General features: G+C 50.3%; 12 protein-coding genes and 1 riboswitch. Of the genes, 8 read left to right on the top strand and 4 right to left on the bottom strand.

Going from position 1 to position 15,245, the window contains the following annotated elements; translation table 11 throughout:
* Window positions 1-81 precede the first annotated feature (81 nt).
* Both PGL02S_RS14745 and PGL02S_RS14740 read left to right on the top strand, forming a co-directional pair.
* Window positions 82-2,436, top strand: coding sequence for a YcdB/YcdC domain-containing protein (locus PGL02S_RS14745; RefSeq protein ID WP_036643494.1), 2,355 nt, complete (start codon window positions 82-84; stop codon window positions 2,434-2,436).
* A gap of 107 nt (window positions 2,437-2,543) precedes the next feature.
* Window positions 2,544-3,686: a transglutaminase domain-containing protein gene (locus tag PGL02S_RS14740; protein ID WP_006212723.1), complete on the top strand. Its 1,143-nt coding sequence runs from the start codon at window positions 2,544-2,546 to the stop codon at window positions 3,684-3,686.
* A gap of 66 nt (window positions 3,687-3,752) precedes the next feature.
* On the opposite strand, the gene PGL02S_RS14735 is transcribed toward PGL02S_RS14740, so the two are convergent.
* Both PGL02S_RS14735 and PGL02S_RS14730 read right to left on the bottom strand, forming a co-directional pair.
* Window positions 3,753-5,150: an amino acid permease gene (locus PGL02S_RS14735; protein WP_235187480.1), complete on the bottom strand. Its 1,398-nt coding sequence runs from the start codon at window positions 5,148-5,150 to the stop codon at window positions 3,753-3,755.
* Between the two features lie 172 nt (window positions 5,151-5,322).
* Window positions 5,323-5,502, bottom strand: a riboswitch (Lysine riboswitch).
* 114 nt (window positions 5,503-5,616) lie between these two features.
* Window positions 5,617-6,747 (bottom strand): virulence factor, encoded by a 1,131-nt coding sequence (locus tag PGL02S_RS14730; RefSeq protein WP_036643491.1) that lies wholly within the window; start codon window positions 6,745-6,747, stop codon window positions 5,617-5,619.
* A gap of 356 nt (window positions 6,748-7,103) precedes the next feature.
* On the opposite strand from PGL02S_RS14730, the gene PGL02S_RS14725 reads away from it, so the two are divergent.
* The 4 genes from PGL02S_RS14725 (at window position 7,104) to PGL02S_RS14710 (ending at window position 12,550) form a co-directional block, all read left to right on the top strand.
* Window positions 7,104-8,456: a cytochrome ubiquinol oxidase subunit I gene (locus PGL02S_RS14725; RefSeq protein ID WP_036643490.1), complete on the top strand. Its 1,353-nt coding sequence runs from the start codon at window positions 7,104-7,106 to the stop codon at window positions 8,454-8,456.
* Window positions 8,453-9,484: a cytochrome d ubiquinol oxidase subunit II gene (locus tag PGL02S_RS14720; RefSeq protein ID WP_006212718.1), complete on the top strand. Its 1,032-nt coding sequence runs from the start codon at window positions 8,453-8,455 to the stop codon at window positions 9,482-9,484. Before PGL02S_RS14725 ends, PGL02S_RS14720 begins: the two co-directional genes overlap by 4 nt.
* A gap of 227 nt (window positions 9,485-9,711) precedes the next feature.
* On the top strand, window positions 9,712-10,743 hold the full coding sequence (locus tag PGL02S_RS14715; RefSeq protein WP_006212716.1) for an MBL fold metallo-hydrolase: 1,032 nt from the start codon (window positions 9,712-9,714) through the stop codon (window positions 10,741-10,743).
* 181 nt (window positions 10,744-10,924) lie between these two features.
* Window positions 10,925-12,550, top strand: a complete 1,626-nt coding sequence (locus PGL02S_RS14710; protein ID WP_006212715.1) for an ABC-F family ATP-binding cassette domain-containing protein — start codon at window positions 10,925-10,927, stop codon at window positions 12,548-12,550.
* Between the two features lie 130 nt (window positions 12,551-12,680).
* On the opposite strand, the gene PGL02S_RS14705 is transcribed toward PGL02S_RS14710, so the two are convergent.
* A complete protein-coding gene (locus PGL02S_RS14705) occupies window positions 12,681-12,869 on the bottom strand; it encodes a hypothetical protein (RefSeq protein ID WP_006212714.1) in 189 nt (62 codons plus the stop codon).
* A gap of 223 nt (window positions 12,870-13,092) precedes the next feature.
* On the opposite strand from PGL02S_RS14705, the gene PGL02S_RS14700 reads away from it, so the two are divergent.
* On the top strand, window positions 13,093-13,971 hold the full coding sequence (locus tag PGL02S_RS14700) for a cation diffusion facilitator family transporter (protein ID WP_006212713.1): 879 nt from the start codon (window positions 13,093-13,095) through the stop codon (window positions 13,969-13,971).
* 108 nt (window positions 13,972-14,079) lie between these two features.
* Here the strand turns inward: PGL02S_RS14700 and PGL02S_RS14695 are convergent, their stop codons facing one another.
* Window positions 14,080-14,424: a hypothetical protein gene (locus tag PGL02S_RS14695; protein ID WP_006212712.1), complete on the bottom strand. Its 345-nt coding sequence runs from the start codon at window positions 14,422-14,424 to the stop codon at window positions 14,080-14,082.
* A gap of 186 nt (window positions 14,425-14,610) precedes the next feature.
* Between PGL02S_RS14695 and PGL02S_RS14690 the strand changes: the two genes are divergently transcribed.
* Window positions 14,611-15,189 (top strand): hypothetical protein, encoded by a 579-nt coding sequence (locus tag PGL02S_RS14690; protein WP_036643489.1) that lies wholly within the window; start codon window positions 14,611-14,613, stop codon window positions 15,187-15,189.
* Window positions 15,190-15,245: the final 56 nt, after the last annotated feature.

Genomic DNA, 15,245 nt, shown 5'->3' with positions numbered 1-15,245 from the left:
GTGTACAGGCACTTGTTAAGGATATCATCATGTGTAAGTAAGGCATGGTTAGGTTCAAGTTAATGGAAGGGAGCGAATCGAGTGAATTCATCGGTTAAAAAGAAGGTAAGGGTAAAAAAGACCGTGTGTGCGGTCACGGCTACAGCCATGCTCTGTTTGGCGCAGCCGGTATGGGGGGATAATTCCGTTCCGGGGAGCGGCGTCGCTGTATCCGATACGGTAACGACTACCGTCAACAACGGCGGGAGTGCGGCTTCGGAGAGTGTAACGGATAACGAAATACCGAAAGGGGCCAAGATTTCGTCCAAGCAGGCGGAAGAGATCGTTAAGAAGGCTTTTCCTGAACTGAAGAACGTCAAGGTAACCAACGTGCAGTTCCTGGAGGACGACGGCATGAGATCCAACGCGCTCGCATGGGACATACAACTGGTGTTAAACAAAGGGAACTCAAGCTCCGGCTTTAGTGCCCAGGTCAATGCGGTAACGGGTGAACTTATTAATATTTATCTTCCTAATCGTATACTGAATAATGAGAGTGACAAACCGGTGATAACAAGAGAACAGGCGAAGGCGAAGGCGCTTCAATGGATAGCCAGTCACGCCTCGGACGTGAAGACCAGCGACTTTAAGGAGAATGAGGCTTATCTTGGAATGCAAGCTGCCTTGTTTAGTCCGCCCCGGTTTGAATTCTATTTTCAGACGGCACACAACGGGATTGAATCGGATGTGAACAGCATTTCGATCACGCTGGATGGACAGGGCAATATCATGAGCTACTCCCGCAATCAGATCAAAGAAGAGTTTCCATCATCAACACCGAAGTTGGATGAAGCCTCGATTCGCAAATTGTTTGAGGAACAATTCCAAGTCTCCTTGGCTTATGTGCCTGAGAACTTATATAACAACTCCAAGGGCAATTATTTTTTAGGTTACATACCTAACGATCAATCCAGTTATTCACTGGATGCCAATACAGGGAAGTTCATTGGATTCACAGGGGAAGAGAGTGAGCTTATTTCTATAGAGAACCGTACAATCCCGGCATCCGGGGAGGCCTTCAAGCCTGTCACGGCATCTCTATCCGGCGGTGAAGCCGCTGCACAATGGGTGGAGTCCCAGATCAAGCTCCCGTCTGGCCTGAAAACAGAGTCCAAGACTCTGGGAACCCGATGGAGCAACAAAGAGACGAAGACGTGGAATATCAGATGGACTGACAGCAGCGTCTCATCCATGGGGAGAGGGGAGATGGTGTCTGCGGAATTGGATGCCAAGACCGGTCAGATCTACTCGTACAGCAGATATCGTTATGACAGCAGCGGAACCCCTGAGGTGAAGAGCCCGATTTCGCAGCAGGCTGCGCAGAAGCTCGCCTTCGATACCGTAACGAAACTGGTGCCTAACGCCAGCCAGGAATGGAAACTGACGTCGGTTGATAAACTGGGCAAGAACAATACCGGCCTGAGTTATCAATTTTCATTCCAGCGCTATGTCGGCGATATCCGCGTGATGGGGGATTCCGTGAATTTGGCTATCGATGGCAACGGCCAGATTCAGAACTTCAACGTGAATTCGGACGCCGTCCTATCCAAGCTGCCAACGGACGTGAAACCTGCAATTAGCGCGGAGCAGGCGAGATCCCAATATTTAAAAGAGATTGACCTGAAGTTGAAATATGGTTATTACGGCGGTTATACAACGATGGGCAATGAGATCACGAAGCCGTTCATTAAACTGATCTATTATGCAACGCACAAAAAGGCAGCCTACGGCGGCATTACGGTGCCGCTTGACGCCAAGAGCGGGGAATGGCGTGATATTACGCCGGAAATCAGCCGCAAGGATATTCCGGCAGTCACGGATGCGGCCGGTCATTCGGCAGAAGCAGCCCTTAAGGAGCTGGTCAAATACCGGGTATTGGTTCCGGACAAGGACGGAAAGGTATATCCGGAGCGCCAGATTACCCTTGGCGAATGGTATCAGCTGGTAGCGGCGGCAGTTAGCCCTTCATACGAACAGCTGTATGGAAGATCCACGATGGACCCTTATGCAGGTCTGCAGCCGGATCATCCATATTATCAGGCCATTCAGGTATTGCTCGGACAGAACTGGATTCCGTACGATCCGGAAAGTCCGCTGCAGCTCGACCGCAAGCTCACAAGAGATGAGCTGGCCAGCTCGCTGACCCGCATTTTGAATTATGAGAAGTTATCCAAAGCCTTTATTCTGCCGACCGACGTACAGGGGATCTCGGATTCTGACGCCGTGTCTAACAAAGGAGCAGCGCTGATTGCCTTGAAGCTTGGACTTCTGCCGGCGGTGGATGGAAAGTTCCTGCCGGAGCGAGAGGTAACGCGTGCGGAAGCTGCAGAGGTTCTGGTTCGCATGTCGAAGCTGGCTGGACGAAGCGATTCTTTCCTGTCCACATTTTATTGGTAATATCTGATATTCGTGCCCGGTCGACAAAACTAGAACCCTTAAGCCCTGATGTTATGTGTTACAATGGTGGTGCATACGGATGAGGAAGATGAAGGGCGGGTGTACCGATGAAACGAAGCCGAGGAACGATAGTTAAATTACTGTTCATAGGGACTTTGGCGGTAACCGTTGCAGCAGTACCAGAGCCGGCTAACCTCAGTGATGTCTATGCTACTTCCAACAAAGCGGTCGTGAAGTCGGTCAGTGCCATTCAGCAGAAGCTGTTAACCGCGATGAGCGACAGGCAGTCAACGGTTCGTTTTGTTTATCAGGGAGAGACCAAATCACTGAAATCACAGCTTAAAGATGCACTCGATCAGGCGATGGCCAGTGATCCGTATATTCACTACACCATCGCAAGCTATAGCTACGACTATCGTGGAACATCCAGTTCCGCCAATGTTACGGTCCGGTTGAGTTACCGCGAGACTGCGGAACAGACGGACTATGTTAATCAGCATACCGACAGCATATTGAAGCGTATCATCAAGCCGGACATGAACGATCATGAGAAGGTGAAGGCCATCCATGATTGGGTCGTCCGCAACTTGAAATATGATACAACGCTCACGAAATATACGGCCTATGATGGGCTCTATACCGGCAGCACGGTATGCCAGGGCTATTCCCTGTTAACCCATAAGCTGCTGAGGGAAGCAGGAATTCAGAACAAAATTCTGGAAGGCACAGCTTATGCTTCTGACAATCCCAAGGGTCAGCTTCATGCCTGGAACCTGGTTCTGCTGGACGGCAAATGGTACCATCTGGACACAACGTGGAACGATCCGGTGCCGGATCGGGAGAATGAGGTGTCTTATACGTACTATCTCCGGACCGATGAACAGATGAGCCGTGATCATACCTGGGTGAAATCCTACCCGAAGGCGGATACGCTCTATCGCAGCACGCTGGCCGGGCTGGCCGTAAAGGATCGTGCGAAGGCCGGGGTATACGAAGAAATCAAGCGGGATTTGGAGTATCAGCTGTATGATACCCGTTCCATTGTCAGTTCCTATAAGCAGCTGGAGCCGCTGGTTAAGGCGGCTAAGGCTAAAGGCGGCCAAAAGCTCGTATTCCGGTTTGAAGGCAGCGAGCGTGAGCTTGTGAATGTGCTCCAGCAATTGCAGTTGAAGAGCAGTCTCGGCTCCATCAAATACTATCATAATGCTTTTGAAGATACGGATGATCTGAGAGTTCAAATCATATGGTAGTGCGATCACTAAAAAAAGGCTTCCCTCCTCATTGAAGGAGGGAAGCCTTTTTGTGCATATCTGGTTTTAGTTATTATTGACGTTCGTGCTTAAATCGCACTCATTCAAAGGCACAACCCGGCTTTTCTTAACGAACCGGTAGCCGAACCAGATGGAGAGGAACAGCGGAACGCTCACATACGTAGCAATGATCGTTAACCAGTCGATCTCACCGCTGAAATTACCTTGGCCAATGATGGCGACAAGGCAGAGCAGGAAAGCGAAGATGGGACCGAAGGGGAACCAACGCGCACGGAATGGCAGATCCTTCAGGTCTTTTCCTTGGGCAACGTAGGCCTTGCGGAAGCGATAATGGCTTACCGCGATAGCCAGCCAGTTGATAAACCCGCACATGCCGGATGCATTCAGCAGCCACACATACACAACACCATCGCCGAAGAAGGAGGCCAGGAAGGCCAGCATGCCAACTGCGGAGGTTACGATCAGAGCCGCTACGGGAACGCCGCGGCTGTTCAGGCGGCTGAGCCATTTCGGAGCCATTCCCTGCTTCGCCATCGCATACAGGACACGGGTTGAGGCATACATCCCCGAGTTGCCGGCAGACAGCACGGAGCTTAGAATGACCGCGTTCATAACCGATGCGGCAAAGGCCAGACCGGCCTTCTCAAACACCAAAGTGAATGGGCTGACCCCGATATTATCCACACCGGATTGAAGCAAGCTTGGATGAGTGTAAGGGATCAGCATGCCGATGACAAAAATAGCAAAGATGTAGAAAATCAGAATGCGCCAGAACACCTGGCGAATGGCCTTGGGCACATGCTTTCGCGGATTTTCACTTTCACCTGCGGCGACCCCGATCAGCTCGGTCCCCTGGAAGGAGAAGCCTGCAGCCATGAAGACCCCGACCAGTGCGAAGAATCCGCCGTGCACCGGCCCGTCGCCCAGGCTGAAGTTGGTGAAACCAACCGCTTCACCGCCAAGTATGCCGAAGATCATCATGGCTCCGATGATAAGGAAGATAATGACGGTTGCCACTTTAATGATCGCAAACCAATATTCCGATTCGCCGTACCCTTTGGCGGACAGAAAGTTCAGCCCGAACATGATTGCGAGGAACAACAGACTCCATACAAACGAAGGGCTGTCCGGGAACCAAAATTTAATAATCACCGTTGCGGCCGCGAGCTCGGCGGCAATGGTCACGGCCCAGTTGTACCAGAAGTTCCAGCCGACGGCAAATCCGAAGGCAGGGCTGACAAACCGGGAGGCATAGGTGCTGAATGAGCCGGAATCCGGAAGATAGGTGGCCAGCTCGCCCAGGCTGGTCATCAGGAAATAGACCATAAGGCCAACGGCAGCATAAGCGATAAGCGCTCCGCCCGGGCCGGCAGAGGCAATGGCGGTTCCGCTTGCCAGGAACAGGCCTGTTCCGATCGAGCCGCCAAGCGCGATCATGGTCATATGGCGTGCTTTAAAGCTCGGCTTCAGCGAAGCAGCAGGGGCTTTTTTGCGATTCAAGGTCAAACACTCCTTCTATACACTAAGAAATAAAATTTGAAATCTATACTCTGCCAGAAAAAAAGACCACAGGTCCTATACCTGCGGTCTTTATCGTATCCGCATCATTACCCTCCATGAAGATAGCACAACACGGGGAATTCCCCGTGACAGTTCCGTTTCTTTCGACAACGGTCCCAGCACAGGATACAAGAGCATACCCTGCACTTCGGCAGACATGCCTTTCACTGTGCTTCACCGGCTTCTCTTCGCCTCGGCACAACTACTGATCATGTCTGCAACCTCTACCTCATCTTGGAATGATGAGGCTATCTGTATATTCAATTCTAGCAAGAGATTCCTAGTATAAATCACATCATTCGCCAGAAGCAATGGTTAATTTTGACGGTTCGCGGTTGATTCCGTGCGATTAGGATTGATTCCGCTTGGCCATTTGCTGCCAGACGGTTCCGGCGGCTTCTTCACCGGATTCGATGCGTTCCAGTGCCATGCGGGCCTGAAGGCTAACCTCAAATTCCGGATCGTCCGCAGCTTCTTCAAGGGCGGAACGGGCTTCTTCGGTCCCCACTTCATACAGGAAGCGTGCAGCACGCCAACGAACAATCTTGCTGCTGTCCTTCAGCGTTTCGATCATGACCGGGGTAGCGGCAGCATCACCGATATCGGACAGCGTATCGCCGGCGGTACGGCGCACGGCTGGCGTTTCGTCGCGCATCGCTTCATATAAGAGCTCCATCGCTTCAGGTGAGCGAAGATCGCCCAAGTACACAACAACGAGCCGGCGAATCTGCATCTTCGGATCCTGAAGCGCTTTGCGAAGCAGCGGGATGTGTTTCTCGGTCGGCTCCAGTACATCCAGGGCGGCATAGCGGACGCGCCAGTCTTCGTCCTGCAGCGCAGCTTCCATTTCTTCGTCTGTCAGCTTCCGGCGCTGCTCGACGAAGTCCTCATCGCTTGCACCATGGGCAATGGCCTGAGCGACAACCTTATTCAGCCGCTCCTGCGGGAATGCAGCCTCAAGCTCCTGCTCGACGTCACGGGCAATGTCGGCAAGCTGTCCGTAGCGAACGCCGTATTCCTTCAGCTTGCGTTCCTTGATAAGCGATGCGGTTCCCACGGCAGCTACCGCTTGGGAGAAGCGCTCGGACAGGCCGATACGTTCTTCCTGGTTACCGCCCTTTACACGAATTTGCATCGGAATATTCCGGAAATACTGCACGAATACTTGAGCTTCGCCGAAGGCGAAGTCCTCATCGGCTTCTTTTAATCCGGCAGCAAGTCCCTCCTGGCCGAATATTTCCTGAACAGCGCCCAGAATGGAAGGCCAATCGGCATTGCCTTTACGGTCCAGCGCGATGAAATCGAGGGTATGGAACACGCTCTTCACACCCGGAATGTGCAGCAATTGCTTGATCCAGGGGGGAGCCGAACGTTCGTTATCTACTGTATATGTTCTGCGTATCCCGGCTTCCAGCGTTTCATCGAGATGAAGCATCATGGAGTTCGGGCTCGGGGTTGGTTCAATGAATGTAATTTTCATGGTATGGTATCGCCTCCTTATCTTCTTATTGTACCTCTTTTCCCAGCAGGAAAAAACATCATGCAGCGGTTTCAAACAAAATGAACGGACTTTGGATAAAAAGAGGAAAGGTTTGTCAAACTGATAAGGGTGGCTGTATTCCATTCCTATTTTCAAAGAGTAACCGCTGCGAAGAATAGCACCCTTGCAGAGGGCTGTCATACATAGGGAGGCTGGCGTACGCATGTACAGGAATCAGGAGAGAAGGCTTGCGCTTCTATGCTTTATCGTTGCGGCCATTATGCTGTACGGCGCGGTGAAAGGATATTTGCGCTACATGAAATATTTTGGATAAAAGAAACCAAGGAGTGAACCTGATGTCTTCACTGGATCCAGTACTGATGAGCCGGATATTAACCGGTCTGACCCTGTTTGTACATATTGTTCTGGCAACCATCGGGGTAGGAATTCCGATCATGCTGGCCCTGGCGGAGTGGAGGGGGATCCGGACGGGAGACAATTACTATACATTGCTCGCCAGGCGGTGGGCGCGGGGGTATGTCATTACCGTGGCGGTCGGCGTTGTGACAGGTACCGCGATCGGTCTGCAGCTAAGCCTGCTGTGGCCTACGTTTATGCGTGTTGCCGGTAAGGCCATTGCACTGCCGCTATTTTTGGAAACCTTTGCTTTTTTTGTGGAGGCTATCTTTCTAGGCATATATTTGTACACGTGGGATCGCTTCAAGAACAAGTGGACCCATCTGATGCTGCTGATCCCTGTAGCAATTGGCGCTTCGGGTTCGGCGTTCTTCATTACAAGCATGAACGCTTTTATGAACCAGCCGCAGGGCTTTGAACTGGTGGACGGTGTATTCACGAATGTAAACCCGTTCGTAGCCATGTTCAATCCGGCGACACCAACCAAGGTAAGTCATGTATTGGCTTCTGCGTATACCACCAGCGCTGCGGCATTGGCGAGTATAGCGGCCTTCAGCCTTCTGCGGGGGAGCAAACATATTTATTTTAAAAAAGCGCTGAAACTGACGGTGGTGTCCACCTTTGTTTTTGCTGTAGCGACGGTGATGATCGGGGATTTCTCCGGCAAGTTTCTGGCGAAATACCAGCCGGAGAAGCTGGCGGCGGCCGAGTGGCATTTTGAGACGATGACCGAGGCTCCGCTTATTTACGGCGGTTTCCTCGATGAGAACAATGAGATTAAGTATGCACTGGAGATTCCTTATGCGCTTAGCATATTAGCCGGGAATAGTCCTAGCACGGAGGTCATCGGGTTGAATGAATTTCCGGAGAATGAAAGGCCGCCCCTGTCGGTCCACTATTTTTTTGATTTGAAGGTGACAAGCGGCGCGGTGATCGTTCTCATACCGCTCTTGTATATGTTCCGCAAGAAACTTCCTGGCAAAAAGCCTTATCCAAAATGGCTGCTGCTCAGTATATTGGCTTTAGGGCCTCTCTCAATGACAGCCATATGGCTGGGCTGGTTCCTTGCCGAGATTGGAAGGCAGCCATGGATCTTACGCGGATATATGAAGGTATCGGATGCGGCGACGACTTCTTCCAGCGTCGGCTGGATGCTGTTGCTGTTTATCGTCCTGTATCTGGTGCTCTCCATTTCCGCAATCCGGGTGCTTAGCCAATTGTTCCGCAATAAGAGTGCTGAAGAGGAAATCCGGCAGCTGGGACTTGAACTCGAAGGGGGAGACCGCAAATGAGCTATGCCATGGTGGCAATAACCGTCCTGTGGACGTTCCTGTTTGGCTATTTGCTGGTTGCCTCGATTGATTTCGGTGCCGGATTTTTCAGCTTTTACAGTGTTCTTACCGGACATGAGAACAAGATTCATAACATCATTCAGCGGTACTTATCCCCTGTGTGGGAAGTGACCAACGTGTTCCTGATCTTTTTTGTGGTCGGTCTTGTCGGTTTCTTTCCGGATGCGGCGTACTATTATGGAACCGCTCTGCTCGTACCGGGCAGCCTTGCGCTTGTGCTGCTGGCGATTCGGGGCGCTTATTACGCCTATCATACGTATGGCACCCAGATCGGGAACAACATCGTACACATGGGGTTATACGGAGCAACGGGCCTCCTCATTCCTGCTGCGCTGTCCACGATACTAGCCATCTCGGAAGGCGGCATTATCTATGTGGACAACGGGAAGGTGGAGCTGCACTGGTATGCATTCTTTACGAATCCGTACACGTGGTCGGTTATCCTGCTCGCTCTTGTCAGTGTTCTGTATATCTCGGCGATGTTCTTGTCCTATTACGCGCAGCGCGCGGGGGATGAGGTGGCATTCGGCGTGGTCCGGGGATATGCGCTGGGCTGGAGCGGACCGACCATCCTCGCTTCGGTTTTCGCGTTTTTTCAGATCAACCATCAGAATCCGGTCCATTTTCAAAACATGCTGGATATCGCCTGGATGTTTATCGCATCGTTTATCTGCTTCGTGATTGCGGTCTATCTTGTGTGGAAACGTACCCGGCTCGGCATCGCTTTTATCATGGTCATGTTCCAATTTGCGTTTGCCTGGTATGGCTATGGCCGCTCCCATCTGCCGTACATTCTCTATGATTACATTCATATTCATGAGAGCATTACGAACGACGCCATGGCGATCGCTTTAATTACCGCGTTCATCCTTGGCTTCTGCGTGCTGGTTCCTTCGCTGATCCTGCTGATGCGGCTGTTTCTGTTCGACGCCAACTACATTCGGGGCAAGTCCGCCAAGAAAGGGTGAGCGAAGTGGAGGATTTCAGCATTTTTGTCGCACCGATGCTAACCGTTCTGGCTGCTGTAGCCTTTCTGGCGATCTATGTTATAAAGTACAAGGATCCTTCGGATTGAAGCTATACTCAAAGGGATTGTTTCGCAAATAATCATTCGGTGTAAAAAGAACAACAAGCGTAAAGTTGAGCGGATAGGTCATTACAGGTTAAAATATGGGTAATGGAAGGAGGAGGCTGCATGCCAAAGATTCGCTATAACAATATCGATAACGTCAGCACAGACAAAACACTGAAACAGTTCAAGCAGTGGCGCGACGAACGTCGTCAGAAGAAGAAGGATTATTCCTACTGCATTCCGAACCTGACGCCGGATCTTCAGTATTTGCATAGCAACCGGCACGAAACCTCCGTTACCTGGATCGGGCACGCCACGTTCTTCATCCAATATGAAGGCATGAATATCGTTACTGATCCCGTATGGGCGCGGAGAATGGGTTTTAACAAGCGCCTTGGAGAACCTGGACTTCCCATTCATGAGATTCCTCCAATCGATGTTATTTTGATCTCGCATTCTCACTATGACCATATGCATATTGCTTCGATCCGCAAGCTGTATCGTGCGGATACGACCATTATTGTGCCAATTGGTCTGCGTCGCAAAATGATGAATAAGGGCTTCCGCCGTGTCATCGAGCTGAAATGGTGGGAATCCACGACCATCAGGGACGTGAAATTCTCATTTGTGCCAACCCAGCACTGGACACGGCGCACGCCGTTTGACACGAACACATCCCACTGGGGAGGATTCGTGATGGAGCCTGTTTTGCAGGACGCGAAGATCGACCCGGATCCTTCTGATGAATCCTCATGTGAAGTCGGGGGTGCTGCCGAGGCCAATACCCGCTTGCTTCCGCCGAATGTATATTTTGCCGGAGACAGCGGATACTTCGAGGGCTTCAAGCTGATTGGCGAGCGGTTCAACATCCACCTTGCTCTGATGCCGATCGGGGCCTATGAGCCGGAATGGTTCATGACGTCACAGCATGTCAATCCGGAAGAGGCGCTGCAGGCGTTTATGGATGTGAAAGCGGAGACGATGATTCCGATGCATTACGGTACGTTTAAGCTAGCTGACGATACAGCCAGAGAAGCGCTGGACCGGATGGAAGCGGAACGCCAGCGGCTCGGTATCGCCAAGGAGAGAATTTGCGTATTGAAGTACGGAGAAACCTTCAAGGTTCAGCCTGAATGCCGCAGTGCACAATCTTAATCACTTTAAATTTTAATAGGATGAACCATATAGGCCTCCTGTGTGCTTGCCAAGAGAAATTGGCGGGAGCAGGAGGTTATATTTGTTTAAAACCGTTTTATATCGTGCAGAAGCTTCGATAACCGCCGGACTTATGCTATAATGTGCTGAAACCAATAGTGATAAAGGATGGTAATGCTTAATGATCAGTACAAGCGGCGTAACGCTCCGCTATGGCAAACGAGCACTATTTGAAGATGTCAATATAAAATTCACCCCGGGCAACTGCTACGGCCTCATCGGCGCAAACGGGGCGGGTAAGTCTACATTCTTAAAAATCCTCTCCGGTGAGATTGAGCCAAACCAAGGCGAGGTTCATATGACACCGAATGAACGGATGGCGGTTCTGAAGCAGAACCACTATGAATATGACCAGTATCCAGTTCTGGAGACGGTTATCATGGGCCATGCACGTCTGTACCACATCATGAAAGAGAAGGATGCGCTCTATGCAAAATCCGATTTCTCCGAAGCAGACGGTATGCGTGCGGGTGAGCTGGAAGGCGAATTCGCAGAGTTGAACGGTTGGGATGCAGAGCCGGATGCGGCGGCGCTCCTGATTGGTCTCGGTATTCCGCGCGAGCTGCATGATAAGAAAATGGCAGAGCTGAGCGGCAATGAGAAGGTACGCGTTCTCTTGGCGCAGGCCTTGTTTGGCCGCCCGCACAACCTGCTGCTGGATGAGCCTACCAACCACTTGGACCTGGAATCGATTCAGTGGCTCGAGAACTTCCTTATGGATTACGAAGGCACCGTTATCGTGGTGTCCCATGACCGTCACTTCCTGAACAAGGTATGTACGCATATTGCGGATATCGACTTTGGTAAAATCCAGCTGTATGTCGGCAACTACGACTTCTGGTACGAATCCAGTAAGCTGGCTCTTGAACTTCAACGCGATGCCAACAAGAAAAAGGAAGAGAAGATCAAGGAATTGCAGGCGTTTATCCAACGCTTCTCCGCGAATGCTTCCAAATCGAAGCAGGCGACTTCCCGTAAGAAACAGCTTGATAAAATCACGCTGGAGGATCTTCGTCCTTCGAACCGGAAATATCCGTTTCTCCACTTCAAGCCTGAACGCGAAGCTGGTAAACAATTGCTCACGGTGGATGGCATTACGAAGTCCCTGGATGGCGAGAAGGTTCTGGATAACATCAGCTTTGTTGTGAACAAAGGCGACAAAATCGCATTTGTTGGACCAAACGGGATGCCGAAATCAACGCTGTTCCAGGTCATTACAGGTGAAACTGAGGCAGATGCGGGCGAATACAGCTGGGGAGTTACAACTACCCAAGCTTATTTCCCGAAAGATAACTCCGCTTATTTCGACGGCGTGGATATCAATCTTGTGGAATGGCTGCGCCAATACTCCAAAGACCAGGATGAAACATTCCTGCGGGGGTTCCTGGGCCGCATGCTGTTCTCCGGTGAGGAAGCGCTGAAGAAGGCAAGCGTATTGTCCGGGGGCGAGAAGGTTCGCTGCATGCTGGCAAAAATGATGCTGAACGGTGCAAACGTGCTGATATTCGACGAGCCGACGAACCACTTGGATTTGGAATCCATTACGGCACTCAACAATGGCCTGATCGATTTCGATGGAACGATTCTGTTCACCTCGCATGACCATCAGTTCATTCAGACGATTGCGAACCGGATCATTGAGATTACGCCGAATGGCGTAATTGACCGCAGCATGAGTTATGACGAGTATCTGGAGAGCGAAGAGGTTAAGGGTCTTCGTGAAAGCATGTACCCGGTTGAAGCATAAGGTTACAATTAACAGATGGCGGGGAAGATGATGGTTAACAGCTTTCATCCTCACCGCTCCAATAAAAAATGCTGCACCTCGGATAAGTTGGAGGTACAGCATTTTTTTTCGCGTCTGTAGGGCTTTGGCTCTACGAACCGCCAGTACGACGACGCTGGTTGTTTGGTTTTTTGTTGTTTTGACTTTTCATTTTTTGCGCAGATCCAGCCTGGAATTGTCCCGGCTTATTGGCGGCTGAATTTTGCTGTTTCTTCTGCTCCAGCTTTTGCTTGATGGCATCAGCCAAATTCACTTTACGTGACTCATTATTCTCGGGCATAGTATCACCCTCCTCTTCGTGTTCGCTTGTCCTCATTTTATTCGTTTTTAAAACGCCCGGCAAGGGTAACAATGATTAATATCATTTTCTACGTCCACTGAAGGATTGGACGAAAGCCATCATGTTTCTTTTGGACCCACACGAATTTCCGTTATTAGGATTAAATATGGATAATGATGGATATGCTTTAACCCTATAGGGAGCAGCAAAAGGAGAGACATGCATGGTAAATACCTATGACAACATCAAACAAGGTGAACGCGGGGCCTGGATCAGTATTGCGGCTTATCTCGTATTATCATCGTTTAAAATATTCAGCGGATATTTTTTTGCATCCAGTGCCCTGCTTGCGGACGGCTTCAATAACCTTACGGATATCGTGGCATCACTCGCTGTATTGATCGGACTGCGGATTTCCCAGAAACCGCCGGATTCCGATCATGCATACGGGCATTTAAGAGCGGAGACGATTGCAGCATTAATTGCCTCATTTATTATGGCGGTTGTCGGGATACAGGTGCTGGTTGAAGCCGTGCGTTCTTTTTTTGAGGGAGCTAAGGAAGTGCCGAATCTATGGTCTGCCGGCGTAGCGGGGATCAGCGCGATTGCGATGATTGGAGTCTACCGGTACAATCGGAACCTGGCCCGACGGATCGATAATCAGGCGCTCATGGCGGCGGCCAAGGATAATTTGTCGGATGCACTTGTCAGTGTGGGGGCAGCGGTCGGTATCATTGGCGCTCAATTCGGTTTGCCTTGGCTCGATACGGTAGCAGCAGTAGCCGTTGGTGTCATTATTTGCAAAACGGCATGGGAAATATTCAGGGATTGCACTTATAGTCTGACGGATGGTTTTGACGAGAATCGTTTATCAGACTTAAGGAGCACGATAGCCCGTACGCCCGGCGTTGAGGGTATCAAAGACATGAAGGCCCGAATTCACGGCAATCACGTGCTGGTGGATGTTGTCATCGAGGTGGACCCGGATATCAGCGTTTTGGAGGGGCATCGAATCAGTGACCGCATAGAAGAGCAGATGGAGAAGATTCACAATATCATGAGCGTTCACATCCATGTTGAGCCTAAAGCTTCGTCATCGTAGCCTGGTGGATAATAAGAGGTTATACAAATGGCAGGTCAAGATTTCTTGACCTGCCATTTAATATGCAAGGGATACTTGATGGATCAAGGAGCCCTTAATCATAGATGATTACTCTACATAAATCCAAGCCTTACCGAGCCATGTATAAACTTCGACCCATTCCCCGCCAAACACGACATCCTGTCGATTGCCGGTGGTGTCGATTTTTTGCGCACCCAAGGCGCCAAGCTTTTGGCCATTTGGAGCGTTATAGAAGTAAGTTCTTTCGGTCAGCTCAATCATAGGTGTAGGAACCAGTACAACTTCCTCAGGTTTGATAATCGGCTCTTCTACCGAGATGGGAGCAGGTGCGGTTGTGTCGGATACCGTTCCGCTGATCGGATCTGCGCTGGCTACGGCGGTCAGGGACAGGGTGAGTGCTAGGGCTGCAGTAATGCTTAGAGTTTTTTTCATGGAATAATTCCTCCTTGGGACCGAAGTATGATTTGACAATATCGTAATAACCACGATTTGGATGTTATGAACCAAGAAAGTTGGGAACATTTCTCAAATCGTGACAAGTTTCACGGATTCCTATATACTTTGGAGATGGGAAAAACCCTGTATTTACAGGGATATCCAATGGGAGGGGGACTATAGATGGTACGCCGAAAAAAAAGAGCCGGACGATTCCTATTGGGAGTATTTATCCTGCTCCTTGTGATCATCGGTGCGGCGGTCTGGTTTGTTTATCCTACACAGTCTCTGGACATGCGTTATCGCTCCGTTGATTTCAAGGACAAGTTGATGACCATGGTATCGAACCGGGATACTCGTATGCTGCTGAGCACCGAGGAAGTCGGGGAATTGAGCAAAAAGAACATGGTAAAATATATAAGCACCCATAATCTGGGTGTTGAGATTACTGGGGCCGATTTCACGATGAACGGCACTACCATGACAGCCCATATGAACGGGAAATGGGGGATCGTTCCCTTTGGTGCCGTGCTTCGCTTTCAAATGTCTGCGGAGGGAAGCCATCTTTACTTGACTCATCAATCTACAACCATCCGGGGCGTTGAAGTACCGCAGAATCTGTTTCAACTGGAGCCCATTCAAGTTTCGCTGAAGGACTATTTACCGGATCTGGTAACAGTGAATAATGTTAAATTTCTATCCGATGGTCTGGAATTGAATTTCACGATGGATTGGATGTCCATTCCGTCGCTGTTTAAGTAAAGTTAGAGACTAGGCTTAAGACTCAAACAAGAAATCTTGTTTGAGTCTTTTTTTTA

This window comes from Paenibacillus glucanolyticus NBRC 15330 (assembly GCF_004000885.1).
Lineage (GTDB): Bacteria > Bacillota > Bacilli > Paenibacillales > Paenibacillaceae > Paenibacillus_AQ > Paenibacillus_AQ glucanolyticus.
The sequence above is the reverse complement of the archived record's forward strand: the minus strand, read 5'-3'. Positions and strand labels throughout refer to the sequence as shown.